This window comes from Arthrobacter sp. LFS091, from assembly GCF_047977885.1.
In the GTDB taxonomy this organism is placed as follows: Bacteria; Actinomycetota; Actinomycetes; order Actinomycetales; family Micrococcaceae; genus Arthrobacter.
On record NZ_JBFPFP010000011.1, the window covers coordinates 23834 to 49483 of the forward strand.

At 63.4% G+C, this 25650-nt stretch carries 29 protein-coding genes; 15 read left to right on the forward strand and 14 right to left on the reverse strand.

Annotation, left to right across the window (positions count from 1 at the left end):
- Positions 1 to 171 precede the first annotated feature (171 nt).
- The 7 genes from ACNQOP_RS18855 (at position 172) to ACNQOP_RS18885 (ending at position 8348) form a co-directional block, all read left to right on the forward strand.
- Positions 172 to 321, forward strand: coding sequence for a hypothetical protein (locus ACNQOP_RS18855; RefSeq protein WP_257370268.1), 150 nt, complete (start codon positions 172 to 174; stop codon positions 319 to 321).
- Between the two features lie 121 nt (positions 322 to 442).
- Positions 443 to 1231, forward strand: coding sequence for an SDR family oxidoreductase (locus ACNQOP_RS18860; RefSeq protein WP_416405430.1), 789 nt, complete (start codon positions 443 to 445; stop codon positions 1229 to 1231).
- Positions 1232 to 1267: 36 nt separating this feature from the next.
- Entirely contained in the window at positions 1268 to 2506 is a 1239-nt protein-coding gene (locus ACNQOP_RS18865; RefSeq protein ID WP_416405431.1) for a styrene monooxygenase/indole monooxygenase family protein, read from the forward strand.
- Between the two features lie 27 nt (positions 2507 to 2533).
- Positions 2534 to 4261, forward strand: a complete 1728-nt coding sequence (locus ACNQOP_RS18870) for a flavin reductase (protein WP_416405432.1) — start codon at positions 2534 to 2536, stop codon at positions 4259 to 4261.
- 25 nt (positions 4262 to 4286) lie between these two features.
- Positions 4287 to 5891, forward strand: coding sequence for a phytoene desaturase family protein (locus ACNQOP_RS18875; RefSeq protein WP_416405433.1), 1605 nt, complete (start codon positions 4287 to 4289; stop codon positions 5889 to 5891).
- Positions 5892 to 5898: 7 nt separating this feature from the next.
- Entirely contained in the window at positions 5899 to 6675 is a 777-nt protein-coding gene (locus ACNQOP_RS18880; RefSeq protein WP_416405434.1) for a cyclase family protein, read from the forward strand.
- Positions 6672 to 8348, forward strand: a complete 1677-nt coding sequence (locus ACNQOP_RS18885) for a thiamine pyrophosphate-binding protein (protein WP_416405435.1) — start codon at positions 6672 to 6674, stop codon at positions 8346 to 8348. The genes ACNQOP_RS18880 and ACNQOP_RS18885 overlap by 4 nt, the downstream gene beginning before the upstream one ends.
- Before the next feature lie 67 nt (positions 8349 to 8415).
- Here ACNQOP_RS18885 and ACNQOP_RS18890 read toward each other — a convergent pair whose 3' ends face one another.
- Positions 8416 to 8847: a universal stress protein gene (locus ACNQOP_RS18890; protein WP_349470815.1), complete on the reverse strand. Its 432-nt coding sequence runs from the start codon at positions 8845 to 8847 to the stop codon at positions 8416 to 8418.
- Between the two features lie 158 nt (positions 8848 to 9005).
- On the opposite strand from ACNQOP_RS18890, the gene ACNQOP_RS18895 reads away from it, so the two are divergent.
- Both ACNQOP_RS18895 and ACNQOP_RS18900 read left to right on the forward strand, forming a co-directional pair.
- Positions 9006 to 9812: an SDR family oxidoreductase gene (locus ACNQOP_RS18895; RefSeq protein WP_416405436.1), complete on the forward strand. Its 807-nt coding sequence runs from the start codon at positions 9006 to 9008 to the stop codon at positions 9810 to 9812.
- A 112-nt stretch (positions 9813 to 9924) separates the two neighbouring features.
- Positions 9925 to 10134 carry a dodecin gene (locus tag ACNQOP_RS18900; RefSeq protein ID WP_211710990.1) on the forward strand — a complete coding sequence of 70 codons (210 nt, stop codon included), beginning with the start codon at positions 9925 to 9927 and terminating at the stop codon, positions 10132 to 10134.
- Between the two features lie 53 nt (positions 10135 to 10187).
- On the opposite strand, the gene ACNQOP_RS18905 is transcribed toward ACNQOP_RS18900, so the two are convergent.
- The gene (locus ACNQOP_RS18905) at positions 10188 to 11066 is read right to left on the reverse strand and encodes a helix-turn-helix transcriptional regulator (protein WP_416405437.1); all 879 of its coding nucleotides are present in this window, start codon (positions 11064 to 11066) and stop codon (positions 10188 to 10190) included.
- 186 nt (positions 11067 to 11252) lie between these two features.
- On the opposite strand from ACNQOP_RS18905, the gene ACNQOP_RS18910 reads away from it, so the two are divergent.
- Genes ACNQOP_RS18910 through ACNQOP_RS18930 form a run of 5 tightly spaced genes read left to right on the forward strand, consistent with a single transcriptional unit; the run spans position 11253 to position 15997 of the window.
- On the forward strand, positions 11253 to 12074 hold the full coding sequence (locus tag ACNQOP_RS18910) for an aldo/keto reductase (protein ID WP_284986871.1): 822 nt from the start codon (positions 11253 to 11255) through the stop codon (positions 12072 to 12074).
- 31 nt (positions 12075 to 12105) lie between these two features.
- Positions 12106 to 13077, forward strand: a complete 972-nt coding sequence (locus ACNQOP_RS18915) for an aldo/keto reductase (RefSeq protein ID WP_416405438.1) — start codon at positions 12106 to 12108, stop codon at positions 13075 to 13077.
- On the forward strand, positions 13074 to 14105 hold the full coding sequence (locus ACNQOP_RS18920) for an NAD-dependent epimerase/dehydratase family protein (protein ID WP_416405439.1): 1032 nt from the start codon (positions 13074 to 13076) through the stop codon (positions 14103 to 14105). The genes ACNQOP_RS18915 and ACNQOP_RS18920 overlap by 4 nt, the downstream gene beginning before the upstream one ends.
- A gap of 15 nt (positions 14106 to 14120) precedes the next feature.
- Positions 14121 to 14951 (forward strand): aldo/keto reductase, encoded by an 831-nt coding sequence (locus ACNQOP_RS18925; protein WP_284986868.1) that lies wholly within the window; start codon positions 14121 to 14123, stop codon positions 14949 to 14951.
- Positions 14952 to 14953: 2 nt separating this feature from the next.
- Positions 14954 to 15997 carry a lactonase family protein gene (locus ACNQOP_RS18930; protein ID WP_416405440.1) on the forward strand — a complete coding sequence of 348 codons (1044 nt, stop codon included), beginning with the start codon at positions 14954 to 14956 and terminating at the stop codon, positions 15995 to 15997.
- 72 nt (positions 15998 to 16069) lie between these two features.
- Here ACNQOP_RS18930 and ACNQOP_RS18935 read toward each other — a convergent pair whose 3' ends face one another.
- The 4 genes from ACNQOP_RS18935 to ACNQOP_RS18950 all read right to left on the reverse strand — a co-directional run bounded on the left by ACNQOP_RS18935 (position 16070) and on the right by ACNQOP_RS18950 (position 18186).
- Complete coding sequence (locus tag ACNQOP_RS18935; protein ID WP_416405441.1) at positions 16070 to 16300, reverse strand: hypothetical protein; 231 nt, start codon at positions 16298 to 16300, stop codon at positions 16070 to 16072.
- Positions 16297 to 16494 (reverse strand): hypothetical protein, encoded by a 198-nt coding sequence (locus ACNQOP_RS18940; RefSeq protein WP_235520313.1) that lies wholly within the window; start codon positions 16492 to 16494, stop codon positions 16297 to 16299. Before ACNQOP_RS18940 ends, ACNQOP_RS18935 begins: the two co-directional genes overlap by 4 nt.
- 148 nt (positions 16495 to 16642) lie before the next feature.
- Entirely contained in the window at positions 16643 to 17617 is a 975-nt protein-coding gene (locus ACNQOP_RS18945; protein ID WP_416405442.1) for a hypothetical protein, read from the reverse strand.
- Between the two features lie 59 nt (positions 17618 to 17676).
- Positions 17677 to 18186 carry an RNA polymerase sigma factor gene (locus ACNQOP_RS18950; RefSeq protein WP_257370286.1) on the reverse strand — a complete coding sequence of 170 codons (510 nt, stop codon included), beginning with the start codon at positions 18184 to 18186 and terminating at the stop codon, positions 17677 to 17679.
- Positions 18187 to 18304: 118 nt separating this feature from the next.
- Here ACNQOP_RS18950 and ACNQOP_RS18955 point away from each other — a divergent pair, with 118 nt between their 5' ends.
- Positions 18305 to 19282, forward strand: a complete 978-nt coding sequence (locus ACNQOP_RS18955; RefSeq protein WP_416405443.1) for a serine hydrolase domain-containing protein — start codon at positions 18305 to 18307, stop codon at positions 19280 to 19282.
- On the opposite strand, the gene ACNQOP_RS18960 is transcribed toward ACNQOP_RS18955, so the two are convergent.
- The 8 genes from ACNQOP_RS18960 to ACNQOP_RS18995 are packed head-to-tail and all read right to left on the reverse strand — an operon-like array spanning position 19279 to position 25454.
- Entirely contained in the window at positions 19279 to 20322 is a 1044-nt protein-coding gene (locus ACNQOP_RS18960; protein WP_416405444.1) for a HoxN/HupN/NixA family nickel/cobalt transporter, read from the reverse strand. The genes ACNQOP_RS18955 and ACNQOP_RS18960 overlap by 4 nt on opposite strands.
- A complete protein-coding gene (locus ACNQOP_RS18965; RefSeq protein WP_416405445.1) occupies positions 20322 to 21266 on the reverse strand; it encodes an urease accessory protein UreD in 945 nt (314 codons plus the stop codon). Before ACNQOP_RS18965 ends, ACNQOP_RS18960 begins: the two co-directional genes overlap by 1 nt.
- Positions 21263 to 21880 carry an urease accessory protein UreG gene (gene ureG, locus ACNQOP_RS18970; RefSeq protein WP_416405446.1) on the reverse strand — a complete coding sequence of 206 codons (618 nt, stop codon included), beginning with the start codon at positions 21878 to 21880 and terminating at the stop codon, positions 21263 to 21265. Before ureG ends, ACNQOP_RS18965 begins: the two co-directional genes overlap by 4 nt.
- Positions 21881 to 21901: 21 nt before the next feature.
- On the reverse strand, positions 21902 to 22582 hold the full coding sequence (locus ACNQOP_RS18975; RefSeq protein WP_416405447.1) for an urease accessory protein UreF: 681 nt from the start codon (positions 22580 to 22582) through the stop codon (positions 21902 to 21904).
- Complete coding sequence (ureE, locus tag ACNQOP_RS18980) at positions 22563 to 23039, reverse strand: urease accessory protein UreE (RefSeq protein ID WP_416405448.1); 477 nt, start codon at positions 23037 to 23039, stop codon at positions 22563 to 22565. Before ureE ends, ACNQOP_RS18975 begins: the two co-directional genes overlap by 20 nt.
- A 7-nt stretch (positions 23040 to 23046) precedes the next feature.
- On the reverse strand, positions 23047 to 24777 hold the full coding sequence (gene ureC / locus ACNQOP_RS18985; RefSeq protein ID WP_416405449.1) for an urease subunit alpha: 1731 nt from the start codon (positions 24775 to 24777) through the stop codon (positions 23047 to 23049).
- Positions 24774 to 25142: an urease subunit beta gene (locus ACNQOP_RS18990; RefSeq protein ID WP_416405450.1), complete on the reverse strand. Its 369-nt coding sequence runs from the start codon at positions 25140 to 25142 to the stop codon at positions 24774 to 24776. Before ACNQOP_RS18990 ends, ureC begins: the two co-directional genes overlap by 4 nt.
- A 9-nt stretch (positions 25143 to 25151) precedes the next feature.
- Positions 25152 to 25454 (reverse strand): urease subunit gamma, encoded by a 303-nt coding sequence (locus tag ACNQOP_RS18995; protein ID WP_235520323.1) that lies wholly within the window; start codon positions 25452 to 25454, stop codon positions 25152 to 25154.
- Positions 25455 to 25650: the final 196 nt, after the last annotated feature.

Sequence of the window (25650 nt, forward strand, 5' to 3'; positions counted from 1 at the left end):
ATCCTCACCATCCGCCACCTACTTCACAGGGTTTTTTGCAGCTTTCGCCTTTCGGATGATCCCCGCGCCATGTGGATATTCCGGAGTGCAGCGGCTGTCTAGAGTCGCTTTTAGGACAAGTATGACCCAGCTCACAGCACCGAAACAACGCTCGAAAGGCAGGTGGGGAAAGTGAAGAACATCAAGCTCGTACACGATCGTCGCGAAGAGCGGGACGTGAACCACTTTGACTTGTGGGCCGCGGAACTCCTGGCAAGGGAAGCGCGGCTGACATCAGCGGCGTGGGTGGGCTGGCACGAGGAAGAAGACGAGCCTGCGTAATCCGGATGATGCCTGCGCCTAACGGATATTCACGCGGCCACGCGCTACCTAGAGTCGCAACCAGAACAAATATGACGCACGTCATAATTCCGCAACAATCCACCAAGGAAAGGCTCAAGCCATGTCAGCACTGAAGGGCAGGACGGCAATCGTCACCGGGGGCGTCACCAAGGTAGGCCAGGGAGTGGTTACCGCGTTGCGGGATGCCGGCGCCACCGTGGTGGTTGCGGACATAGCGCCCGACGGCGGAATGGTCACCAAGGAGCTCGGCGAAAGTATCCACTACTCCCACACGGACATCACGGACGACGCCGCCGTCACGGAACTCGTAGAGAACACTGCCAGGGAGCACGGAGGCCTGGACATCCTGGTAAACCTCGCCTGCACCTACAAGGACGACGGCGCATCCTCCGGCAGGGCCGACTGGCTCGAAGCCCTCAACGTCAACCTGGTGAGCGCGGTAATGGCGGCCAACACGGCCCGGCCTCACCTGGCAAAATCCGGGCACGGAGCCATCATCAACTTCACCTCCATCTCCAGCTCCGTAGCCCAGACCGGCCGCTGGCTGTACCCGGCCAGCAAGGCAGCCTTGGTCCAGATCACCCGCAGCATGGCCGTGGACTTCGCGGCCGACGGCATCAGGGTGAACTCCGTCAGCCCGGGCTGGGTATGGAGCAACATCATGGACTCCCTGAGCAACGGCAGCCTGGAAAAGACGGACTCCGTCGCGGCCCCGTTCCACGCACTGGGGCGGGTCGGCCGTCCGCACGAGGTGGGCGACGTCGTCGCCTTCCTTGCAAGCGACCAGGCCAGTTTCGTGACGGGAGCCGATTGGGCGGTCGACGGCGGCTACTCCGCTTTGGGGCCCGAACGCGCCGAAGAGACCATCCCGCTGCTCGCAGCCAACTGACAACAGCGATCCGAACCAACAGAAGAGGACACCACCATGACGCAACGCCACATCACCATCGTCGGCGCCGGCCAGTCCGGACTACAGCTGGGCATCGGCCTGCTGGACGCCGGTTTCCAGGTCACCACGATTTCCAACCGCACACCCGAACAAATCCGGGACGGCAAAGTCGCTTCCAGCCAGTGCATCTTCCATGACGCCTTGGAAAATGAGCGGGCGCTGGGGCTGGATTTCTGGCCGGACGCACCCACCGTGGACGGGATCTCATTCACCATCCCCCACCCCGAGGTGCCTGGCGAGAAGGCCATCAGCTGGGCCTCCCGCCTGGACAATCACGCCAAGTCGATCGACCAACGGGTGAAGTTCCCGCGCTTCATGGAAGAGTTCGTGGCGCGCGGCGGCGAGCTGGTCTTCGAAGATGCGGGGGTTGACGAGCTGGAAAGGTACACGCTGAACTCGGACCTGGTGATCGTGGCCGCCGGCAAGGGCGAGATCGCGCAGCTCTTCACCCGCGACGCCGAACGCAGCACCTATGACGCACCGCAGCGGGCGTTGGCCTTGACCTACGTGAAGGGCCTGACACCACGGGAAGACTACTCGGCAGTGTCGTTCAACCTCATCCCCGGTGTTGGGGAGTACTTCGTTTTCCCTGCACTCACCACCACCGGCCCTTGCGAAATCATGGTTTTCGAGGGCGTCCCCGGCGGCCCGATGGACACGTGGAAAGGCCTGACGCCTGAGGAGCACCTGGCGAACTCCAAGAACATCCTGCAGACTTTCCTGCCGTGGGAAGCCGAGCGCGCCACGGACGTGGAACTCACGGATCCCAACGGCATCCTCCAAGGCCGATTCGCGCCCACGGTCCGGCACCCGATCGCCACGCTCCCGAGCGGTCGGCAGGTACTGGGCCTGGCCGACGTCGTGGTTCTCAACGATCCCATCACGGGCCAGGGGTCCAACAACGCCAGCAAGTGCGCGGCGTCGTACCTGGACAGCATCGTCCAGCACAGTGGCGCCTTCGACGCCGGGTTCATGCAGGCCACGTTCGAGCGCTATTGGGATTACGCCCAGCACGTTGCACACTGGACCAATGCGCTCCTGGCCCCGCCACCGCCGCACGTCCTGGAGCTTCTGGGCGCGGCCAACCAGGAACCCGCCATCGCCCACCGGTTCGCGAACGGATTCAACCATCCACCGGAATTCCAGGAGTGGTTCATGTACCCCGACAAGGCAGCCGGCTACCTTGCCGAACTCGCCACCGCCAAAGTTTTGTAGCACACCCCTGCCAGCAAGGATTCAACCATGCGAAAAATAGCAATCGTCGGGGCCGGCGAATCCGGCGCCCAACTGGCCCTTGGCCTGCAACGGGCCGGCTATGAGGTGACGCTGCTGTCCGACCGCTCGGCCGCGCAGATCCGCACGGGCAAGGTCATGTCCAGCCAGTGCATGTTCTCCACGGCCCTCGACGCCGAAGCGCAGATGGGCACGGCGCTCACGGAATTTTATGAGTCGGGGGCCGTCCCGGGCATTAGGTCGATCCGGCTACACGTCCGGGCCGAACAAGCCATTGAATGGGAGGCACTCCTGGATGGGCCTGCCCGTTCCATCGACCAGCGGATCAAGAGCGCCCTGTGGATCGAGACGTTTGTTGCCAACGGCGGTGACTTCCGGATCGAGAAAGTCACCCCGCGCATGCTGGAAGAACTCGCCCGGGATTACGAGCTGGTCATTGTGAGCACAGGCAAGGGCGAAATCGGCCAGATCTTTCCGCGGGACAAGGCAAAGTCGCCCTTCGATCGCCCACAGCGGGTCTTGGCCCTGAACTACGTCACGTCTTCCGACAGCATGGACACCCACGGAGACGCCATCCGCATGTCCATGGCCCCCGGCATCGGCGAGTTCTTTACGTTCCCGGGCCTGACCGTCTCCGGCCCCTGCCGCATGATGGTTTTCGAAGGCGTGGTGGGCGGCCCCATGGACTGCTGGACCGACGTCGGAAGCCCTGAAGAGCAGCTGGAACGCTCCCTGCAGATCCTGCGTGAGCACTTCCCGCATGAGGCCGAAAATTTCGCCAACGCGCAACTGACCGATAGCGGGGCCACGCTCCTGGGGCGCATCACGCCGACCGTGCGGTCCGCCGTCGGGGAACTCGGGAACGGGGACCTGGTGTTCGGCCTCGGCGACGCCGTGGTCCTCAATGATCCCCTCACCGGGCAGGGCTCCAACAATGCAACCCTGGCCGCAAAGTACTACCTTGACTCAATCGTCCGCCGGGGCCAGCAGCCCTTTGACCGCGCATGGATGGAGCGCACTTTCGATGAGTTCTGGCGCGGATGGGGCCAATGGGCGGTGGAGTGGACCAACGATCTGCTCAAGCCACGCAGGGACCACCAGAAAACACTCCTGGCAGAGGCCGCCGAGCACCCCGCACTGGCGGCAAGCATTGTGGCCGGCTTCGACGACCCCCGAACCTCATACCCCTGGTGGTTCGACCCCACGGCCGCCGCGGACTTCATGCAAGCCCGGAAGGAGGACGATACCTCCGCCTTCGACCTCCGCGATTTCCGGGGCGCCTTGGGCCAGTACGCCACGGGCGTTACCGTGGTGACCACTGTTGCCGCCGACGGCAGGAAGGTAGGCATGACCGCGAACTCCTTCACGTCAGTCTCCATGGAACCCCCGCTGGTGCTGTGGTGCCCCAGCAAGCGGGCGCCCAGCCTGGGCGACTTTGAGGATGCCACGCACTTCGCCATCAACATCCTCGCCAGCGACCAGCACGTCCTGTCCCGCCAGTTCGCAACGCCCGCCACGGACAAGTTCGCGGGGACGGAGACCACCGAGGGCATCGCCGGTGTGCCGCTCCTCAACGGCGCCGTCGCTACGTTCCAATGCAGGACAGTCTCCCGGCATGACGCCGGTGACCACGTCATCTATGTGGGTGAAGTGGAGAGTTACAACCACGACGGCGGCGCTCCCCTGGTGTTCCATGCCGGCAAGTACCACGCAACAGCCAACCACCCGGATTTCTGACACCTCCTGAAAGGAGCGGTTCTGTATGAACGATCCCGTTGACGTCGCCATCATTGGTACGGGCATCAACTCCCTGGTCGCCGCGGCCGAACTTGCCCTGGACGGGAAGCGCGTGTGTGTCATCGAGCGCTCGGACCGGCTGGGTGGTTTCATCGACTCATCCGAGCGGACCCTTCCGGGTTTCATCCACGACACTTTCTCCTCCTGGCATCCCCTGTTCGTTTCCGGCGGCGCTTACGCAACCTTGGGCAAGGAACTGCAGGCCAGGGGCTTGGAGTACTGCAACACCACCGGGCCCGTGACGGCGAGCGTAGCGACGGACCCGGCCACCGGAGCCCACCGCGTGGTCATTGCGCAGCGGGATCCAGCGGAAACGGCCGCAGCATTCAAGGTCGCCTCGGACCAGGCTGCGTACTTGGCCATGCTGGATGACTTGGGCAGCAACGCCGGGACGGTCTTCGGAGCCTTCGGCGCGGAGCTGCGTTCCTTCAATGAGGTCGCGAAGATCGCGTTCGGGGCCTTGCGGCGGGGCCGGCTGGCAGGGACTGAAGCCTTCCTCAGGGACTCGGTGATGAGCGGACGGAACTACGTCCGCAGCCGTTTTGATGGCTGGGAAACCGACCAGCTGTGGTCGCCATGGCTCCTCCACGCAGGGCTCGGCCCGGACCAGGCGACCGGCGGCGTCATGTTGCCGGTGATGGCCATGAGCATGCACGGCTTTGGACTTCCGGTGGTCAAGGGCGGTGCTTCGCGGTTTGTTGCGGCGTTCGAGTCGCTCCTGAAGGACAACGGAGTGCAGATCATGCTGGGTACTGAGGCAGAAGAGGTCCTTGTCGGAGCAGGGTCGGTTAAGGGTGTTCGGACCTCGCATGGCGTGGTTGCAGCCGACACTGTCTTGGCGAATGTTTCACCGCAGGCGCTGTACACGCAGCTCCTCCGCCGGCCACCCGCCGCTGCTGCCGCGGCGGCTGGGAAATACCAGAACGGCCGGGGTGCCATGCAGATCCACCTCGCCCTGGACAAGCCTGTTGAATGGCTGGACGCGCGCCTGAACAAGGTTCCCTTGGTGCATCTCAGCAATGGCTCGGACAGCACGGGAATCGCTTGCGCCCAAGCCGAAGCCGGACTGCTGCCCGCTGAACCTACGGTGGTGGTGGGCCAGCAATGCGTGTTGGATCCGTCGCGGGCACCGGAAGGCAAGGCGACGCTGTGGCTGCAGTTGCAGGAAGTGCCATTTGCTCCGGTGGATGACGCTGCGGGAAAGCTTGATGTCAGTGAAGGCTGGACGGACGAGCTGAAGCAGGCCTACCTGGACCGTGTTCTTGACCGGCTGGAACCGTTCGCGCCCGGGACCCGTGACACCGTCCTCGCCTCGGACATCCTGGCACCCACGGACCTGGCCGCTACCAACCCCAACGCAGTCAAGGGCGACCCCTATGGCGGATCGGCCGAGCTGTTCCAGAACCTTTTGTGGCGGCCCTTCCCCGCGGCGGCAGGACACCAAACTGCCGTCAAGGGACTCTGGCACATCGGAGCGTCCACCCACCCCGGGCCGGGACTGTCGGGCGGCTCCGGGCATTTGGTGGCACAAAAATTGATCAAAAAAGCACTGAAACCACGCAAGCGATAGGAGAACAATGTCTGTTCTGGCCGGGCTCACAGCAGCCCTTTCGAATGGCTCGGTGGAAATCATCGACCTCACCACCCCGCTCAGCTCCGAAACCCCCATCCTGAACCTGCCGCAACCGTTCGCGAATACGGTTGGGCTGTCCGTCTCGCCAGTGAGTAATTTCGACGACGCCGGTCCGGCCTGGGCATGGAACGACGTCACCGTTGGCGAGCACGCCGGGACACACCTGGATGCTCCCGTCCACTGGATCACCGGCAAGGACGGAAAATCCGTGGACCAGATCGAACCCCACCGCCTGATTGGGCCCATCGCGGTGATCGACAAGACAGCGGAGGTCGCTGCCAACCCCGATTTCCTGCTGGAACCTGAACACTTCGAGCAGTGGCAGCAAGAGCACGGCGCGTTCCCGGAGAACTGCTGGATCGTCTTCCGCACCGGATGGTCGGTCCGGGGCGCCGACGCTGCGGCTTTCGTCAACGCGGACGACGCCGGACCGCACACTCCGGGGGTCTCTGCGGCAGGTGCCAAGTGGCTGGCCGGCAACGCCTCACTCAGTGGCTTCGGGGTGGAGACGGTGGGCATCGACGCAGGTCAGGCGGGTGCACTGGATCCGATGTTCCCTGTCCACTCGTTCCTCCTCGGAGCAGACAAGTACGGGGTAACGTCCCTTCGCAACGTGGATCGCCTGCCGGTCACAGGGGCCACCATGGTTGTTGCCCCGCTGCCGATCGTCGGCGGCACAGGCAGCCCGAGCCGCGTGTACGCCTTGGTGGAGCACGCATGAGCGAGGAGCCAAGGGTTTCAACACTCGTCGGGCGGACGCTGGCGAAGCTCGGCGTCGGGCATGTCTTTGGAGTAGTGGGCAGTGGCAATTTCGATGTGACCAGCACGCTCATGGAGGCCGGAGTCCCGTTCACCGCGGCCCGGCACGAGGGCGGCGCGGCAACCATGGCGGACGCTTACACGAGAATGTCGGGCAAGGTTGGCGTGGTGACGACGCACCAGGGCTGTGGCCTCACGAACGCCATCACCGGCGTTGGCGAGGCGGCCAAGAGCCGCACCCCCATGATCGTGCTCACGGCAGATACCCAGGCCGCCGCGATCCGATCGAACTTCAAGATCGACCAGGATGCCCTGGCCCGCAGCGTCGGGGCAGTCGCGGAACGGATCCACTCCCCCGCCACCGCCGTCGCGGACACCGTCCGGGCTTTCCGCACTGCTGTGAATGAGCGCCGCACGGTGGTCCTGAGCTTGCCGCTGGACATCCAAAGTGGAGCCGCCGGAGACGAGGTGGGTGCCGTCGTCGTACCTCAACCGCTGAAGGTGCGGCCGGACGCCGCCGGAGTTGAACAACTGGCGGGGCTGATCGCCGCGGCGGAACGCCCGGTCTTTGTTGCCGGACGTGGTGGGCGCGGCGCCCGGGAGGAACTCCTGGAGTTGGCCCGGCATGCTGGCGCGTTGGTGGCGACGTCGGCGGTAGCCAACGGCCTGTTCAACGGAGACCCGCACAACCTGGGAATTTCGGGTGGGTTCTCTTCGCCGCTGACCGCAGAGCTGATCAGCGGCGCGGATCTGATCGTGGGCTGGGGTTGCGCGCTGAACATGTGGACCATGCGCCATGGGCGGTTGATTTCTGCCGATGCGAAAGTGGTACAGGTCGACGTCGAAGATGCTGCGCTGGGCGCCAACCGGCCCATCACGCTGGGAGTACTGGGCGACTCCGCGCTCACTGCCTCCGATGCCCTGGCGGCGCTCAAGCAAGCACAGCCCGAATCAGCCGAAAAGTACCGCACCGAAGCCAACGCTTTGGCCATCAAACAGGGTGCGCGGTGGCGCGATATCGCCACGGAAGACCTCTCCACCGCCACGTCCATTGATCCGCGCGTGCTGACCCGCGAACTCGATTCCATGCTCCCAACAGAGCGGGTAGTGGCCGTGGATTCGGGGAACTTCATGGGTTATCCCAGCCAGTACCTGGCGGTGCCGGACGAGTTTGGTTTCTGCTTCACGCAAGCGTTCCAAGCCATCGGGCTGGGGCTGTACACGGCAATTGGCGCGGCTGTTGCCCAACCGCACCGGCTGCCGGTCCTGGGGGCCGGCGATGGCGGTTTCCTGATGGGCATCAGCGAACTGGAGACAGCAGTCCGGATGAAGCTGCCGCTGGTGTGCATCGTCTATAACGACGCCGCCTATGGGGCCGAAGTGCATCACTTCGCGTCGAACCATTCGCCGGAGGACCTGTCCAGCGTGGTGTTCCCGGACACCGACATTGCCGCGATTGCCCGCGGTTTCGGGGCTCACGGAGTCACCGTCAGGACCGTAGCGGACCTGGACGCTGTGCGCCCATGGATCGCGGCCTACGAAGCCGGAACCCAGGACCGGCCACTGGTCATCGACGCAAAGATCGCCTCAGACGGCGGCTCGTGGTGGCTGGCGGAGGCGTTCCAAGGGCACTAAGTACCGGGGTGTAGCAGCAGAGGCCGTTGCGGGCATCCACAACGGCCTCTGTCACCTCAATTCGGGCTTATGCGTCCACGTCCGTGTTCACGATGTAGACATCGCACGGAGCACCGTGTGCCACGCTGTTTGCGATGCTGCCCAGCACGCGTCCCAAGCCCTTCATGCGCTTGTTTCCCACCACGATCAGCGAGGCGCTGTTGGTCTCGGCGTAGTTGATCAGGGCGTTGGCCGGAGTGCCGCGGGCAGCGAAGTACTTGACGTTACCGGCGGGAATGTCCAACTCTTCGGAGACCTTGCGGGCAACGTATTCTGCCGAGTCCGCGGAAGAGACAGTGATGCGGTCGCTGCCGCTGCCGAATTCCTCAATGCGGTCATCGGAGAAACCGCTGATCACGTGCAGTTCCGCACCGAGCGCGGTGGCGAGCTTCGCTGCTGCCACTGCCGCCCGCTTGGCCGTTTCGCTGTTGTCGACGCCGACCACAATTACTTCTGACATGAGTACTCCTGGTTCAGGGGATTTACTGGGTACTGCTGCAAGAAATCTACACTCCATCCGTATCCGCCGGGGCAAGTACAGGCATACGGTGTTTACGGCGCGGCTGGTCCGGGTAGGGATAGGTCATCGGAACGATCACACGACCGAAAGGCAGGACCATGAGCGACGCACCATTCTCCCCGCAGACCGCCATCGTCACGGGATCGGATTCAGGCATCGGACGGGCTACCGCGGTGGCTTTGGCCCTGGCCGGCATGGATGTAGGGATTACCTGGCATTCGGACCAGCAAGGCGCCGAAGAAACCGCGGAGGAGGTCCGGGGGCTGGGCCGCAAAGCCGTCATCCAGCAGCTGGACACCACGAACATCCGCGGAACAGCCGCCGCCATCGGGAAGCTGGCCGATGAACTCGGCGGCGTCGACGTCTTCGTCAACAACTCCGGCACCGGCGACGGCATCAAGTTCCTGGAGCTCGACTACGACACTTGGATGTCCACCCTGGACACCAACCTCAACGGCGCATTCGTTGCCATGCAGACTGCGGCTAAACGCATGGTCAAAGCGGGACGCGGCGGACGCATCATCGCGGTGACCAGCGTGCACGAGTTCCAACCCCGGGTGGGAGCCTCGGCCTATGACGCCTCCAAGCATGGCCTGGGTGGGCTGATTAAAACCATGGCCTTGGAACTGGCCGAGTACGGGATCACCGCGAACAACGTCGCACCCGGCGAAATTGCGACCCCCATGACGGGGCAAACCGACCAGGACCCGGAGCAGGAGGAACGGCCGGGGGTTCCGCTGGGACGGCCAGGAGATGCCAGGGAGATCGCCGCAGTCATCGCGTTCCTGGCGTCCCCGGCAGCCAGTTACGTCAATGGCGCATCGTGGCCGGTGGACGGAGGAATGCTGCAAATGGGACCGCAGGCGGGATCGCACATTACCAGCAACGACTGGCGCGAAAGCTAAGCCCCGGCTGGCTCTGGCCGCCCGGTGGACAGTGAGCTAGTCTGCTTGGACGGCCTGCTTGGCGGGCCAGATTTTCCTTCCATATATTCGCAAGACGTTGATGAGGAGCACCATGGCTGGCCACACATATAGCGTTTCCGAAATTGTAGGAACTTCCAGCGAAGGCGTTGACGACGCGATCAAGAACGGCATCGCCACCGCGTCCCAGACCCTGCGCAACCTGGACTGGTTTGAGGTCAAGGAGATCCGCGGTCACCTTGAGGACGGCGCAGTGGCCGACTGGCAGGTCACCATCAAACTTGGTTTCCGCCTGGAGCGCTGAAAAGCTCTGCGCGAGATGACAGATAATGCCGATGTTTCAGAGGAACATCGGCATTAACTGTCATCTCGGCGCGCAGGCTCGGGCACCTGCGAGGCAGTGCCCACGTCGCCAAAGTTCAGCAGCGTCAAAGCGTCCGACGACGGCGAACCCGCCTTCGCCGAATACACCCTTAGCAGCTGGTCGGGGTCGTCCGGGAGACTGAGGGTTTCAAAGTTCAGTTCCAGGTCCCCCACCACGGGGTGGTGCAGCCGGACTGTGCCGGCGGACCTGGTGGCCACACGGTGACCGGCCCACCATTGGCGGAAGTGTTCGCTGTGCACGGCAAGTTCACCCACCAGCTGGTTGGTTTGGGGATCGTTGGGATGCCTGCCGACGTCCATCCGCAGAGCTCCGACGGCTTCGGCGGCTACCGTTTTCCAGTCCCTGAACAGGCTCCCCGCTGCTGGATCCAGAATGATCCACCGAGTCAGGTTGCGTTCGGGTGCGGGCAGCGCGGAGAAATCGGTGAAGAGCAGGTGCGCCATCCGGTTGGCGGCCAAGACGTCCGCCCGCCTGCCCAGCAGCATTGCAGGAACATCGCCGACGGCGTCCAGGAGTTGCCGCAACGCCGGACGCACCTTTTGCACCGGGCCCGGGTTGCCGGAGGAGCTGGCACAGTGTTCCAGCAGGTCCATCATGTGTGCCTGCTCCCCCGCGTCAAGGCGGAGCGCCCGTGCGACGGACTCCAGGACTGCCTTGGAGGGGTGGATGTTGCGGCCCTGTTCCAGCCGCGTGTAGTAGTCGGTGCTGACGCCCGAGAGCCTGGCGACCTCCTCACGGCGGAGTCCGGGGACACGGCGGGAACCGCCCGACTCCTGCGTCCCGGCGTCGTCGGGTGAGAGGCGGGCACGCATGACTTTGAGGAATTTACCGAACTCCGCGCTTTGACCCATCCGTCCATTCTGCCGTTCCGGGTGCTTGAAAGACCACCATTTTGGGTAGGACTACCAGACCTAGGAAAAACAGGATCAGGCAGGATTGCTGACTCAGCCCCCAAAACTGCATAGGCTCAGTATCGAGCCCCCGAAAACGCTTTCTGGAGTGTCACCACCCAAACCATCCAGTCGAAGGAGACCGTCATGCCAGAGCTGACATTGAACAACGGCGTCACCATCCCACAGCTGGGATTTGGTGTATTCCAAGTGCCTGCGGATGAAACGCAGAAGGTGGTGGAAGATGCATTGGAGGCCGGCTACCGCCACATCGACACCGCGGCCGCGTACCGCAACGAGGCCGGAGTCGGCGCGGCCGTCGCGGCCTCGGGGATTCCCCGCGAGGAACTTTTTATCACCACCAAGCTCCGCAACGGCGAGCAGGGCGAGGCTTACGACGCGTTCCAGCGCAGCAGGGACGCACTGGGCCTGGAGGTCATAGACCTCTATCTGATCCACTGGCCCGTCCCGTCACAGGGACTTTACACGCAGGCATGGAAGGAGATGGAGAAGCTGTATCAGGACAAGCAGATCCGGGCGATAGGCGTCTCGAACTTCCTATCCGACCATCTGGACACCCTCCTCCGGGAAACAGAGGTGGTGCCTGCCGTCAACCAAATCGAACTCCACCCCACGTATCAGCAGGGTGATCTGGCGAACAAGTGCCGCGATCTGAGCATCGCCGTCGAGGCTTACAGTCCGCTGGGACAGGGCAAGGACTTGAACGCCGAGCAGGTGGCGTTGGTGGCGGCGGCGCACGGCACCACTCCTGCCCAGGTGATCCTGGCCTGGCACCTGGCCCAAGGGACCATCGTGATCCCGAAGTCCGCTGACTCCACCCGCATGCGCGAGAACTTCGGCGCGGCAGACCTCACCCTGACCGAATCGGAATTGGCAGCAATCACCGCACTGGAGGCGGGCGCCCGCATCGGCTCCGATCCCGCCGTCGCCGCTTTCACCCAAATGTAGCCACTCAACGAGACAAAAGGACCCCGCAGCTATGCAGTACACCCACTTGGGCCGCTCCGGCCTGAAAGTTTCACGTCTCTGCCTGGGCACCATGAACTTCGGTCCGCAAACCGACGAAGCGACCGCCCACTCGATCATGGATTCCGCACTGGATTCCGGCATCAACTTCTTTGACACCGCGAATGTCTACGGCGGAGCCGAGCACCGCGGCTGGACCGAGGAAATCATTGGCCGCTGGTTCGCGAAGGGCGGCGAGCGCCGCGAACGGACCGTCCTGGCCACCAAGCTCTACGGCACCATGACGGACCGCCCCAACGAGTCCAAGTTGTCTGCACTGAACATCCGGCGGGCCCTGGATGCCAGCCTGAAACGGCTGCAGACGGACTACATTGATATCTACCAGTTCCACCACATCGACCGCGATACGCCCTGGGACGAGATCTGGCAGGCGATCGAAGTCGGGGTCCAGCAGGGCAAGATCCTCTACTCGGGCAGCAGCAACTTCGCGGGCTGGCACATCGCGCAGGCGCAAGAGGCCGCGCGCCGGCGGAACTACACCGGACTGGTCAGCGAGCAGTCCATCTACAACCTGTTCAAGCGCGAACTGGAGCTGGAAGTCATCCCGGCCGCACAGCAATATGGCCTTGGCCTGATCCCTTGGTCACCGTTGCAGGGTGGCTTGCTGGGCGGTGTGCTGAAGAAGGAAGAGCAGGGTGTGCGCCGCACAGAGGGCCGTGCGCTTGAAACCCTCAAGAAGCATGAGGACCAGATCCGCCAGTACGAGGATTTCGCGGACGAGCTCGGCCACGCCCCTGGCGACGTAGCACTGGCCTGGTTGCTCCACCAGCCCGCCGTGACGGCACCGATCGTGGGGCCCCGCACGCAGGAACAGTTGGACGCCGCCATCCGGGCACTGGATGTAACACTGAACGAGGACGCGCTCAAGCGGCTCGATGACATCTTCCCGGGCCACCGTCCCGCCCCTGAGGACTACGCCTGGTGAGCAGCCCCCTCCTAAACAGTCTCGGCCAAACTGCGGATACGGTCGCACCACGGAACATCCTGTTCATCGGTGGGACCGGGGTCATCAGTGCGTCAGCGGCTGAACGCGCCGTCGATCTGGGCCACCGGCTGACCATCCTCAACAGGGGACGGTCAGCCGGCCGGCCGGTCCCTGATGGCGCTGAGGTGCTGCATGCCGACATCCGCGATCCCCAGGCTGTGCGTGAGGTACTTCAGGGAAGGGAGTTCGACGCCGTTGCGGACTTTATCTCCTACACCCCGGACCAGGCGCTGGCCGGCGTGGAGATGTTCCGCAGGCGGACGGGGCAGTATGTATTCATCAGTTCCGCTTCGGCGTACCAGAAGCCGCCCACCACACTGCCCATCAGGGAATCGACGCCCTTGAAGAACCCGTTCTGGCAGTACTCGCGGGACAAGATCGCCTGCGAGGAAGTGCTGTTCGAGGCGTACCGTGAGCAGGACTTCCCACTGACGGTGGTGCGGCCTTCTCATACCTATGACCGGACCAAAATTGCCATGGTGGGTGGCTGGACGGATATCCACCGTATGCGTGTGGGGATGCCGGTCATGGTCCATGGTGATGGCACCTCGCTGTGGACTGTGACCCACAGCCGCGATTTCGCCAAGGCTTTCGTGGGCCTCCTTGGACGGCCACAGGCTGTTGGCGAAAGTTACACCATCACCTCCGACGAGTACCTGCCGTGGAACCAGATCTACCGCTTGTTTGCACGGGCGGCCGGGATTCCGGAGCCCGCGCTTTTCCACGTGTCCTCCGAAACCATAGCCGCCCACAGCCCGGAGCTGGGACCCAATCTGCTGGGCGACCGCTCCCACTCCGTGGTTTTCGACAACTCCAAGATCAAAGCCCTCGTTCCGGACTATCGGGCAACAATCCCCTTCGCGGACGGTGCAAGGGAGATCGTGGCGTGGCATGATCAGCATCCTGAGCTTCAAGTGGTGAACGAGGACTACATGGAGCTCAGCGATCGGCTCCATGAGGCTCTATGAAAGGAACAGACGGCCATGACATTTGCCCCGCTCATCGAGCTCAACGACGGCAACAGGATTCCCCAACTGGGACTGGGCACGTGGCCCCTGAATGACGCACAGGTGGCGGATGCCGTTGTGGAGGCTGTATCCCGCGGCTATCGCCATATCGATACCGCCGTGAAGTATGGCAATGAGAAGGGCGTGGGCAACGGCATCCGGGCCTGCGGGGTGGACCGCGGGGACCTCTTCATCACCACCAAGCTGGACGGGGAATTCCAGGGTTCCGGCAAGGCCGTTGCTGGTCTGGACGGCTCGTTGGAACGCCTGGGGTTGGACTACGTGGACCTGCTCCTCATCCACTGGCCGCTCCCCCGCCGCGACGAATTCGTCTCCACGTGGAAGACCTTCGAGGAACTCCGGGCGTCCGGCAAAGCACGCTCCATCGGGGTTTCCAACTTCAAGCCCGCGCACCTGGACCGCCTTTTCCGGGAAACGGACGTGGTTCCCGCCGTCAACCAGATCCAGGTCAGCCCTTCCATTCCCCGGCCCGCCGCACGGGCTTTCAACGAACGCCACGGCATCATCACCGAGTCCTACAGTCCATTGGGGGCCAGCAGCGAGTTGTTGAACGCCCCTGTCCTGGCTGCGGTTGGCGAGAAACACGGAAAGAGCCCGGGCCAGATTGTGCTTCGCTGGCACGTGCAGCAGGGCCTGGTTGCCATTCCCAAGACCGCCAACCCGGAACGGATGAAGGAGAACCTGGAGGTGTTCGACTTCGAGCTGGACCAGGATGACCTCAGCAAACTGCAAACACTCGACGCCGGCCCGGACGCGGGCGTCGACTCGGACGTTCAGGGGCACTGACCATGGAAACAGCAGAAACACTCATCTGGACCGGCTCCTACACTGCCGACAGGAACGGAAACGGGAAGGGCATCACAGCCCTTTCCGCCGATGACAACGGCCAATTAACCTCGGTCGGTCTGGCCATCGAGGCAAACTCGCCGTCGTTCCTTGCGCTGCACCCCACGCTCCCGGTGCTCTACGCCGTGGCGGAGGAGGGCAAGACTGTGCAGGCCTATCGCAGGACGGGTGCCGCTGAGCTGGAGGCTTTCGGGGAACCGTGGCCCGCGGGCGAGGCCACGTGCCACGTCGCTGCGGATCCCCAAGGCCGTTTCATCGTGGCCACCTGCTGGGGCGACGGCCAGGTCATCCTGTACGAACTGGACGACGACGGCGCCATCACCTCGCGCACCAGCGCGGAAGCCGCCGTCGATCCCCACACCGCAGTGGCTCCGGAGCCGGGCCGGCCCAGCCGCGCCCATTCGAGCCTGATGCTTCCCGATGGCCGCGTCATGACCACTGACCTTGGACACGACCTGGTGCGCATCTGGAAGTACGTGGCGGGTGAGGGGCTGGTGATCGACCACCAGGTGGTCCTGCCGGAAGGATCCGGCCCCCGGCACATGGCCCGCCACCACAGCGGCACAGTGTTCGTGGATACGGAGTACTCGGTGGAAGTGGCCGCACTCCGTATGCAGCCCGAAGGCACGTACGAGCTGACTGCGATGGTTCCGGCAAGCACCAACGGCGCAGAGGAGGGCGACGCGGGAGCTGAAATCGCCCTGTCTCCGGACGGCCGCTTCGCCTACGTTGGCGTCCGCGGAACCAACCGCATCTGCGTGCTTGCGGTCTCCGAGGACGGCACCGAAATCGAACCCCTGGCGGACGCGCCGTGTGGCGGCGAATGGCCGCGCCACCACTTGGTCCGCGAAGGCTGGCTGTACGTCGCGAACGAAGGTTCCGACGACGTCGTGAGCTTCAGGCTCCACCCGGAAACGGGACTGCCGGGTGGCCAGGTGGGCCGGGTAGAGACGGGTTCTCCCAGCGTCCTTGTCCCGGCGGGTTAACTGACACCGAGATGGCACTTGATGACAATCATCCGCTCAGACATTGTCATCATGTGCCATCTCGGCGAGTTTTCAGGCGGACCAGACCTCGACGTCGTCCGTGCCGCAGATGAGCTTGCGGCCCGTCGGTTCGAGGACGACCCAGAGCAACTCCTGGTGCTTGGAAACGTCGTCCACCCGACCGACCCCTGCGCCCCACGCGACATCGTAAATCCACACGGGATCACCGGCGCTGAGCTCAGACCATTCCGCCGACGGGACGTGGCGGTAATCGGCGGGCCTGTTCAGGATGGTGCTGGTCATGCCGGGACTTCAGCCGTGGATCGCCGCCGCCAAACCGTGGGCGTGCCCTGGTAGGACGGAAGAACACTGCCCTCTGCGAAGACTTGGACTGCTTCCGGGTCGGAGTCCGGGCTCCACAGGCCCGACGCCGGGCAGTGGGAACCGGTAGGCATGACGCGGGTGGCTCGTTCGCGCAGGAGGGCGATGCTCTTCATCGTTGAAACTCATCCTTGGGTAGTTCGGGGGATTTTGTGAAGCAGATCTCCTCAACCCTATGAAACTCAAGCGATGATCGTTATGGACAAATGAATAACGTTCTCCTGCGGCACAGTGCTTTTGCACAGGAACCCTGCGTGGCCCCGGCTACTTGTAGCTCAGGCTAAGAAAAAGTGCCTTCAGCTGCGCGTATTGCGTGGTCTTCATCCAGGCTTTGGCTGCCTCTGGAGTGGCGAAGGCCGGCTGCTTGGCGGGGTCGAAGATCGCGTAGGCACTCATGATTCCGTTGGGCACACGGACCTGATTGATACCTGAGCCCGTTTCCCCGGATTGCATCTCTGAGGCCAGGCGGACATCCATGATGTATGTGGGCGTCTGATCCAGCTCCGTGGTCGAAGGCGTTTCTCCCGGGTGAACCATCATGGCCGCCTGATGGGCAAAGAAGCCGAACTGCACGGGATCACTGGCTGAGGTTGTGGAAACCACTCCAGGTACTGTGGTGCGGTCGTAGACGGTTCGCTTCACCCAGCCGCCCGTCCCATCCGCGTAGTTTCCGTTGAACACGCGCGCTACCTCGGCCCCAGCGGCATCGAAAACAGTCACAATGCGTGAGGCTTCCGCGGTCCCGGGCGGATCGTACGGTCCCTGTTCCGCCCGGACACTCCAGCCCACCGGGTACGTGAAGGACAGGTGCCCGTCCGGGAAGGTGAAGGTCTGGCTCGTGGGAACCTGCACCGGCGGGACCACCGGAGCGGTTGTCGGTGCAGCAGGCACGGTGGGGGTCGGCGCCTGGGTGGTTGTGGGCGTCGGGCTTGCCGTGGGCGTTGCGGACGGCGTCGCCGTAGGAGTCGGCGTTGCGGACGCACTGGGTGTGGGGGTCGCCTCCGTCGACGTCACCGTGTTCGCGGGCGCCGGGGTTGAGGTCACGGTCCCGAAATTCGCTGCGACAAGCACCCCGGCCGTTACTGCGGCGGCGCCCAGCAGGAGCCCGCCGGCGATCTGGGCCTTGCGCCGCCGTCGGTTTTCCAGGGACGTGACCCCAGCCAGTGGGCTGCTGTCGCTGTACACAGTGGATCCCGACAGGATCTTGTGCAGGGCTTCTTCGCCGTTCGGTTCCGTCACTGGATCGATAGTGAGCGGGTCAATAGCTGAAATTTGGTTCTTGATCGGATCCATTGTCTTCAGACCCCCATCTTCTCTGTAGTCGGGTCGGCCCCTGCAGGCATCTGCTTCCGGAAGGCCGCGCGTGCCCGGTGGAGACGGACTTTCGCTGCTGATTCACTGCACTGCAGCACAGCGGCGATGTCGGCGATCCCCAGGTCGTCCCAGTAGGCCAGCTGCAATATGTCACGGTCCTTCTCGCGAAGGCGGTCCATCGCTTCCTGAACGGCAACGTTTTCCGAGTTGTCGCCAAACCGCTGGACCGCCGTCGTGCGCAATTTCTCCTGCAGCGCCTGCCGCCTGTCGCGGCTGCGGTACGCGTTGCCCACCAGGTTGCGGGCAATGGTCAACAAGTAGGCGAGGTCCGGGCGTGAGTCGTCCACCCATTTTTGCCACACGACGCGGAATACATCCGCTGCTATCTCCTCCGCCACATGCGACGATTCAACGCGTCGGCAAACGAACTTGTAGACGGATGGATAGCTGTCTTTGTGAATGGCGATGAATGCCAATTCGCGCTCGGAAAGCACGATTCCCCCTGAAAAATAGAACCCGGACCTGCAGGATACTTGTTTAGTTTCCGGCCCGGTCGCCATGGTTACACGCGGCGAAGAGTTTTTGCTGTGATCCCTGCGATAGTTTCGAGTCATGGTGAAAACAGGAGCGTCAGTTGAGTGGGCGCGTCAGCAGGTAGACCTCGGCCGCGTGCCGCTTTCGGTTCTGGGGATCGCGTCAAGCAACGGCATTGAGGACGTCGTAGCCTTCGGGTCCGACGGCGGCCGGCAAGCGACCGTCGACGACCACTTCGCGCTGTTCTCCGTTTCAAAGCCCATCAGTGCCCTGGCCGTCATGCGCCAGGTCGAGTTGGGAAAGCTATCGCTGGGCAACGCGCTCTCGACGGCGGTTCCGGGTTTCGGCGCCGGCCGCACCGACACCGTAACGCTGGAGCACCTGCTCAGTCACCGGTCCGGGATCACCGACCCGGAGCTCGACGACGGTGTCCCCCTCCGCGACGCCCTCACCTCGGCGGGCCAGACCTTCTACGCGGGATCCTTGGTCCAGTACTGCAACATCGCTTTCGAGGGTGCAGCAGCCATGGCCGAGTGGGCTGATGGGCGTCCTTTTGAGGAGCAGGTCCTGTCCCTGGCAGCCGACACCGGCGCAAGCGGCCTCACTTTCAGCACGGACTGCAACCCACATACGGTGCACGGAACCGAGGCGGAGGGACTGAACGCCGAGGCCATGTTCCAGCAAAGGCATCCGGGGGCGGGACTCTTCGGAACAGCGACGGACCTGCTCAATCTCGGAACGGAGTTGCTCAGGGATTCCGGCAAGGCCGTCCAACCAGCCACACTGGCAGCCATGCGCCGGCCTCGGACCACGGAGCTTTCACACATCACCACCCGGCCCAAACCTCTTCGCCACACCGGTCTGGGATTCCAATTGCCGGCCAACGAGTCCGAGTTGATCGCACGGGGGATCTACGGCCACCCCGGTTGGTCAGGAACGGAGTGGTGGATGTTCCCTGAGCAGGATCGCTGCGTGGTGTTCCTGACGAATGTCCTGGACACCCCGGACCTGGGCGTGGACACCACAGCGTTGTTCAACGCAGTGGCAGCTTCCTAGTCCCTGCGGGCAACCCGTCCCCGCCATGCGGACACAGCCCACACCATGGCGAACAATGCCACGAGGATCAGGCCCGCGTCGCCGAGGTCCACTTCGCCGAGCCACGAAGTCAGCGGGTCCTGCAGCCCAAAAGCGGCATTCGCGAACCCGCCCAGCGTGATCACGGAAATGAACAGGGCCGACACAGCCGAGATACCTGTTATCAGCGCGTTGAAGCCCAGCTTGCGCTGCGGATTGTTGATCGCGGATTTGTACATCTTCATCATGGCCACGCCGTTGGCGGAATCGCACAGGGTCATGGCTGCGGTGAACGCAAGCGGCAGCGCCATCAAGGCGAGCGGCGATACTCCGGCGAGTGACGCCGTCGTGGTTATCACCAGCAGCCCGATGGTGGTGGCGGTATCGAAGCCCAGCCCGAACAGGAAACCGATCACGTATATGTTTCGTGGCCGCTCCACCTTGGACAGTGGTTTGGCCAGCAGCCGGGCGACGAAGCCTTTCGCTTCGAGGTCTTCGTGGCGGACCTCGCTGCCGGCTTGCACGTCCCGGTACAGCTTGGTGGCGCTCACGAAGGCCGAGCCGTTGAAGAGGCCCATCGCCAGCAGGAACAGCCCCGAGACGCCGCTCCCGATCAAGCCCAGCACCTTGTTGCCTGTGGTGCCGTCCTCCATGAACTGCCCCACCAGCGTGGCTCCCGCCACCACCAGCAATCCGGCCAGCACCACCACCGAGCTGTGGCCCAGGCTGAACGCGAAACCCACGCTCACGGGGTCCTTGTGCTGGGCGACGAACTTCCGGGTGGAATTGTCGATCGCAGCGATATGGTCCCAGTCGTAACTGTGCTTAATGCCCGCCACGTACGCGGTGACCACCAGACCCAGCGCCAACGGTTGGGCACCGCCGGCGGCGCCGGCGAGCAGAAGAACGACGGCGGCGGCATGCAACGCGGATACGGCACCGAAGGTGAACAGCAATCGGGTCCGCAGGGAAAGGTTCTCGCGCTCCCGGTACATGGTGGCGAACTCAGTCAGCGCGGTCATCAGTACTTCCTCAGGTTCAAAGGCGCCTGGCCGAACCAACGTTCCCGCAGAACGCTGGTGCAGGCACCTAGTAAATTGTTGAGTTCCCCAGTGCTGTTCGACAACGATCGCAGCACGAGACCGGTGCTTCCGGCAAGGGTCTGCGTCAACGAAACACCCGTATAGGCGTCAAAGTCACTAGCCAAGTGGCTCAGTTCGTCAGCAAGTTCCTGGCCCACCCGTGGGTCCACCACCACCAACGAGCCCAGATGACTGAAACCCTCCATGAACCCCATCCCACTGACGTCGTTTACAGGCGGGCGGATCAAAAGGTTGTCCACCGCCAACAACGCCGGCCCGGCGTCGTCCTCGATCCAGATCTCGTTGCGCAGCCGCACCTCTTCATACTTGAAGGCAACACCGTCCGGCGACCATCCCGGCGTGACGACCTCCGCCATGACAAGGCACGACGACGGGTGGAGACTGATGCGCGAATTCTGCCGGTAGCTGGCCTCCCGGTAGGCGATCAACTGGTCGGGCACCAGCTCCAACCGAGCGCCCTCCCCCAGCCTGATGTTCATGCGCTGCTCAGCAAAGGACCCCGGAGTCCGGTAAATCTTGGTAGCCGACTGCGTGGTGAGCAGAAGGTCCGCCCCGTCTTCCACCTCCACGTCGACAAGGAACAAATCCGCCCCCAGATACGCCCCACCCGGATTGACCATGACGTAGCAAACCTGCCCACTCTGATCCAAGTAATGCGCCCGAAGCACCCGCAAAGCCCCCTCATGGAACTGCCGCGCAGCAACAGACCGTCCGTTCCGCACGGCGATCTGTAACCGGAGTTCACCCCTTGGCGACGTGACCGCCGAGGTGGGTGAGCCGGATTTTTGGGCCGCGGCGTGGCGGGCATCGCGAAGCGGGCACGGCCCAAAATCCGGCGAAGCCGCCGTCGCGATGCGGCTCATTGCGCCAAGTCGAGCATCAAGACATCCCGCCGGATCCAGCTCAGGACGTTTTCGAGCCCTTCGTCAGTTTTCAGGTTGGTGAAGCAGAACGGTTTGTTGCCGCGGAACTCCTTGGAGTCCCGCTCCATGATGGCCAGGTCCGCCCCGACGTGGGGGGCGAGGTCTGTTTTGTTGATGATGAAGAGGTCGGACTTGATCATGCCTTGCCCGGCTTTGCGGGGGATCTTCTCGCCCTGGGCGACGTCGATGATGTAGATGGAGAAGTCCACGAGTTCGGGGCTGAAGGTGGCGGAGAGGTTGTCGCCGCCGGACTCTACGAAGATGACCTGCAGGTCGGGGTGGCGTGCCTTCAGTTCTTCGATGGCCGCGGTGTTCATGGAGGTGTCTTCGCGGATGGCGGTGTGCGGGCATCCGCCGGTTTCGACGCCGATGATCCGGTCTTCGGGGAGGATACCGTTGGCGGCGAGGATTTTGGCGTCTTCGATGGTGTAGATGTCGTTGGTGATGGCAGCCATGGAGATGTCGCCGCTCATGTGCCGGGTGATGCGTTCCACGAGTTGGGTTTTGCCTGCTCCGACGGGTCCGCCTACACCGATCCTGATGGGTTCTGTCATGTGTTCTGTCCTTTGCATCAGTTAGCTCATGAACATGCGGGCACGTTGCCGTTCGTGCCGCATTTGTGAAATTTCAAGTCCGGGGCTTACGGCCCCAAAGTCGTCCCAGCACAGCTGTGCTACAACCTTGATGGCGGTAGCGACGGCGTCGTGCGCGTCCCGAAGTACCCGCTGCCCGGCGTTCTGCCCGAGCGGTATGGCGCGTACCGCGTTCTGCGTCAGGGAAGTGACGGTGGCAAAGAGGTATGCCGACAGCGCCTCCTCGAAGGGCACCCCCAGCGACCGGGCAATCACACCGAAGGCCAAGGGCTGGTGTCCCGATGCGCGGCCGTCGCGGACCAACTCCCGGTAGGCCTCCAACCCCGTGGACGGGAACACCTCGCCGCCGATCTCCAGGAGGCGGCCGCCCATCTTCAGGGAAGCTTCCCGCACCTCCCGGGCCAGCAACTGCCCGGACAACACGCGGTCCAACAATCCAACATCCATCCCTTCGTAAAGGAAGCGGATAGCCAAGCCATCGGAATAACTCAGCTGCTGCCCCACAAAGGCACCCAGCCAGGTACCAAATGAGCCCTCATCACCCACAAAGCCGCGCTCAATGTAGCCCTCAAACCCCAAGGAGTGGGCAAACGCCCCTGTAGGTAGCGCCGAGTCAGTCAGCTGTTGAAGAGCCAGCTGATAGCTAGTGCGAGTGCTCAGCATGGCGGAACGGCACCGGCATGACCCGCTCTTGCCTGTCGTAGGGGACGCCGACGCTCTTCACATAGTCTTCGACCGTGTGGTCGTACTGGCACACCATGACTTCGGCCCGGTACTCGGACGACGCATCAAAGAACTGCGCCTGCAGGTGCCGGTTGCCAAGCGAATGTGCCACCACTCCCATCTCATGGATGCTCCGGGGCGCGATCACCAGGACGTCGGTGGGCAGCACGGAGATGACAATCAGGTTGGTGTCTTCGATGGCCAGGATGTCGCCGTCACGCAGGTCCCCTGTTCCCGAGGGAAGCCGGATGCCGAGCTCCTTGCCGTGATCGGTGGTGACGCGCTGGATGCGCTTGACCAGCAGGCTGCTGGGGAGCACCACCTTTTCCTTGTGGTGACCCTCGTAGGCGTCGCCCGGTAATTCGTGCAGGTTGCCGAGGATTCTTTCGATGATCATGGATGTCCTAGAAGAGGAAGTAGCGCTGCGCCATGGGCAGCACGTCGGACGGCTGGGAGGTGACTTCTTCGCCGTCGACCGTCACTTGGTACGTTTCGGGGTCGACGCCGATGTCCGGGGTTTCGCCGTTGTGCTTCAGGTCCGCTTTGGTGAGGTTGCGGATGCCGGAAACGGGTTTGATGATGCGTTCGAGGCCGAGCTCGTCCGGCACCCCGGCCTCGATGGCTGCCTTGGAGAGGAAGGTGATGGAGGACTGTTGCAGGGCCTTGCCGTACGTGGCGAACATGGGCCGCATAGTGCGGGGCTGCGGGGTCGGGATGGAGCCGTTTGAATCTCCCATGAGAGCGTAGGCGATCTCGCCACCCTTGATGACTACTTCCGGCTTCACGCCGAAGAACGCCGGATCCCAGAGGACCAGATCGGCGAACTTACCCGGTTCCACCGAGCCGATGGTGTCCGCCATGCCCTGCGCGATGGCCGGGTTGATCGTGTACTTGGCGACGTACCGCTTGAGCCGGAAGTTGTCGCTGTCAGGCGAGCCATGGGGGGCGCCCGACGGATCATGGAGAACTCCCCGTTGGCGCTTCATGGCATCGGCTACCTGCCACGTGCGGGTGACCACTTCGCCCACCCGTCCCATGGCCTGGGAGTCGGATGAGGTGATCGCGAAAACACCGAGGTCGTGGAGCACGTCTTCGGCGGCGATCGTTTCCGCACGGATGCGGGAATCGGCGAAGGCCACGTCTTCGGGAATGTCCGGGTTGAGGTGGTGGCACACCATGAGCATGTCCAGGTGCTCTTCGATGGTGTTCTTCGTGTACGGGAGCGTGGGGTTCGTGGAGGCCGGCAGCACGTTGGGCAATCCGGCAATCTTGATGATGTCCGGTGCGTGTCCGCCACCGGCGCCTTCGGTATGGAAGGTGTGGATGACACGGCCGTCGATTGCCGCGATGGTGTCTTCCACGAAGCCGCACTCGTTCAGGGTGTCGGTGTGGATGGCCACCTGGACGTCATATTCATCGGCCACACGCAGGGACATATCTATGGACGACGTAGTGGATCCCCAGTCCTCATGGACTTTGAGCCCGACGGCGCCTGCGCGGATCTGCTCGGCGAGGGGCTCGACGGCGGACGCGTGGCCCTTGCCGAACAGGCCGATGTTGACCGGAAGCCCCTCGACGGCCTGAAGCATCCGCGAGATGTGCCAGGCGCCGGGCGTGATGGTGGTGGCCTTGGTCCCCTCAGCCGGACCGGTGCCCCCGCCCACCATCGTCGTGATGCCGTTGCACAGGGCCGTGGGAACTTGTTCCGGGGAAATGAAGTGGATGTGCGTGTCGATGCCGCCGGCAGTGAGGATCTTCCTCTCTCCGGCGATGATCTCCGTGCTGGCCCCAATGACGATGTCCACGCCGTCGGTGATCTGGGGGTTGCCGGCTTTGCCGATCTTGAAGATGTGCCCGTCCTTGAGGGCTACGTCCGCCTTGTAGATGCCGGTGTAGTCCAGGACGATCACGTTGGTGATGACGGTGTCCGGAATGTCTTCGGAGCGGGTCAATTGTCCGTTCTGGCCCATGCCGTCACGGATTACCTTGCCGCCCCCAAAGACCACTTCTTCGCCGTAGAGGGTGTAATCCTTTTCGATTTCGAGGAACAACTCCGTGTCAGCCAACCGAATGGCGTCGCCCGTCGTCGGGCCGTAAAGCTCGGCGTACTGCCGGCGGGGAATTTCGAAGCTCACTGGTGGTCCCTTTCCGCTGCGACGCCCGGGCGGGCTGACCCGTCAACCCCGGTTCCGCCGTCGAGCTTTCCGTTGACTGCGTTGCTGAGGCCGAAGACTTCGCGGGCCCCCGCGATCTCGATCAGTTGGACAGTTTTCCTGTCTCCCGGCTCGAAGCGCGCCGCCGTGCCTGCGGGAATGTCCAGGCGGCGGCCGTAGGCGGCTTTGCGGTCGAATTCCAGGGCGCGGTTCGCCTCGGCAAAGTGGTAATGCGAACCAATCTGGACGGGCCTGTCGCCGTGGTTGACGACTTCGACGGCGATTGCCTCGCGGCCGCTGTTGCACGCAATGGAGCCTGGCTGGAGCCTGTATTCACCGGGGATCATGAGGGCCGCCTATCGGATGGGGTTGTGCACGGTGACGAGCTTGGTGCCGTCAGGGAAGGTGGCCTCGATCTGGACGTCGTGGATCATTTCCGGCACGCCTTCCATCACGTCTTCGCGGCGGAGAAGGGTAGTGCCGTAGCTCATGAGCTCAGCTACGGTCTTGCCGTCCCGGGCGCCTTCGATGAGCTCGTAGCTGATGATCGCCACAGCTTCGGGATAGTTGAGCTTGAGCCCGCGTCCTTGGCGGCGCCGGGCGAGGTCGGCGGCCACTACGATCATGAGTTTCTCTTGCTCACGGGGCAAAAGATGCATCGGCTCTCCTGGAACTGGGCATGGGCTATGAAGTTGAAACCAGCCTAGGGAGCGCAGGTTTCGGTCAGGTTACCAAATGGTCTCACCCGCTGGTCGAATCTACAGGAATTGACCTCAACTTAAGTTGAGGTCCTAGCATCAGTTCCGGTGCGCGCACAAAATCCAGCGCATCCCGGCCAGTTCCCCAGAGGTGTTT